Source organism: Thermogutta sp., from assembly GCF_014359955.1.
In the GTDB taxonomy this organism is placed as follows: Bacteria; Planctomycetota; Planctomycetia; order Pirellulales; family Thermoguttaceae; genus Thermogutta.
Genome location: NZ_JACIYL010000750.1, coordinates 1 through 2157 on the forward strand (window position 1 = coordinate 1; position 2157 = coordinate 2157).

Below are 2157 nucleotides of genomic sequence, written 5' to 3' on the forward strand. Positions count from 1 at the left end.
ATTGCGGCACCCTCGCCGGCGAGTCGTCACGCGGTGTATCTTTCCCAGGCGCTCGCCCCGGAAACCCTTCGACGGGCCGGCATCGCGCGGTATCGGTGCGAAGTCGTTTCGTACGAAGAATTGCAGAAAGAAGATCTGTCCGCGTATGCAGCCTACTTTCTGCTGGACCCGCCGCCGTTGCCAGACTCATTCTGGACGAAACTTCGCGACCTGGTCCGGACGGGAAAGGGAGTGGCCTTCTTTCTGGGGCGTTCTCTGGGGTCAATCGAGAAATGGAATACGGGGTCTGTTCAGGACCTTCTGGCCGGTCAAATTCTCGTACAGGCCCGCGATCCCAGTGGAGAGCTCCATCTTCGGCCGTCCCTCTACGACCACTATCTGTTGGCGCCGTTCCGCTCTTTGGCCGGATCGGTTCCATGGGATATGTTTCCCGTCTATCGATACTGGGTGCTCGACCCGCTGGCCAGCGACGCTTACGTGGTCGTTCCCTTCAGTAACGGTCATCCTGCCATCGTGGAACGTCCGGTTCAGAAAGGTCGGGCCATCACGGTGACGACGGCCATCTCCGATCTTCCGGAGGAGTCGCCGTGGAGTATGCTCACGATGGGGCAGGCATGGCCGTTCGTGATTCTGGCCAATCAGATGGCCCTCTATCTCGCCGGGGCTGGGGATCTGCGGAGTAACTACTTTGTCGGGGAGCCTGTGCGGCTGGAGGTGGACCCCGATTTGCGCCTCACCTCCGTTCTGCTGGAGCCGCCACCCGATGTGCTCAATGCCGATACGCAGGAAGCCACGCTACCGATCCGCGTCAATGTGGATCCCGAGAGTCATGAAATTTTGATCAGCGCCACCGAGCAGATCGGCAACTTTCGTGTGGTGGCTCGCGAAGCCGGGGTCGATTTTCACTCGGGATTCAGCGTCAACTGTCCGGGACACGTCATGAATCTCGATCGCGTGTCTGCAGGGCAGTTGGAACAGGCTTTCGCGGATGTACCGATGCAGATCGCCCGCGATAAAGAACATTTGCTTCGCCAGGTGACGGCGGGGAGGACCGGGCTTGAAATCACACCGTATTTGCTGGGTTTGCTGGCCCTGATCATGGCCCTGGAACAGGTGCTGGCCAATCGGTTTTATCGATCATCACCGGTGGCAGATGCAACGCAGGCCCAAACCCAGCCGACATAGGGTGCCGGATCATTGCCCACTCGATCTTTGGAGTAGTGAATGAGCAAACCGCGTGAGAGGCAGAAATCCCTTGAAAAATTGCAGGATAGTGATTCCGTTACAGGACATTGACTCCCTCGATTAACTTTCAGCCCATTGCCGACAGCTACTACCTGGTGGCAGGAGTTCTCCTGCTGCTCCTGCTGCTGTGGCGCCTTGCACCCATCAGCGGCGAATTGCCACCCTCACGTCGAAGGGTCCTTTTTACCGTCCGGGCTTTGATCTTTCTGGTCCTCGGTTTTATTCTTCTGCGACCGACGCTCGTTTTTTTCAGCCGACTCAAACAGGCCGGCACGGTTGTCCTTCTGATTGATCAGTCGCGAAGTATGGCGGTGCCCGACGAAATCCGCGGCCTCAGTCGCTTTGAGGCTCTTCGGGAAACGCTCCAGAAGAATCAAAACGTACTGGTCAAACTGGCCAGGGATGTGGACCTCAAAGTTTATACGTTCGATGCTCAGGTCCATCCGCTTGCTGCGAAGGACGGCCGGATCGAGCTTCCAGCGGAACCTGTGGGAGATCAAACCGCCATCGGTGCCGCGCTGGAAGACATTCTGAGGGAAACCAGCGGTGAGCGGCTGCTGGCCGTGATATTGCTAAGTGATGGTGCCCAGCGTGCACTCTATCCGCGGGATATGCCACCCCAGCCAGTGGCCCAGCGGATGCGTTCCCTTGATCAGCCCCTCTTCGCCGTGCGCTTTGGTAAATCTCGAACAGCCGGCGAGTCACGCGATTTAGCGCTTGAGGATCTCATCGTTCCCGATCGAGTATTTGTCAAAAACGAGCTCAAAGTTACCTCCCATCTTCACGCCACGGGCTATACCAATCAGAAGGTCAGAGTGGAGCTGTTGTTCGAGACCAAGCCAAATCAGTTGGAGGTCGTCAGTTCTCAAGAGATCACCATCGAAACCGCTGATGAACGGGTCCCTGTCCGCT

General features: G+C 57.5%; 2 protein-coding genes. Both read left to right on the forward strand.

What is annotated here, in order from left to right; genetic code table 11:
- A partial coding sequence (locus tag H5U08_RS16585; RefSeq protein ID WP_297035603.1) for a hypothetical protein occupies positions 1-1185 on the forward strand: 1185 nt, incomplete at its 5' end.
- Positions 1186-1292: 107 nt separating this feature from the next.
- Positions 1293-2157, forward strand: an 865-nt coding sequence (locus H5U08_RS16590) for a vWA domain-containing protein (RefSeq protein ID WP_297035607.1), incomplete at its 3' end; no start/stop codon positions are given.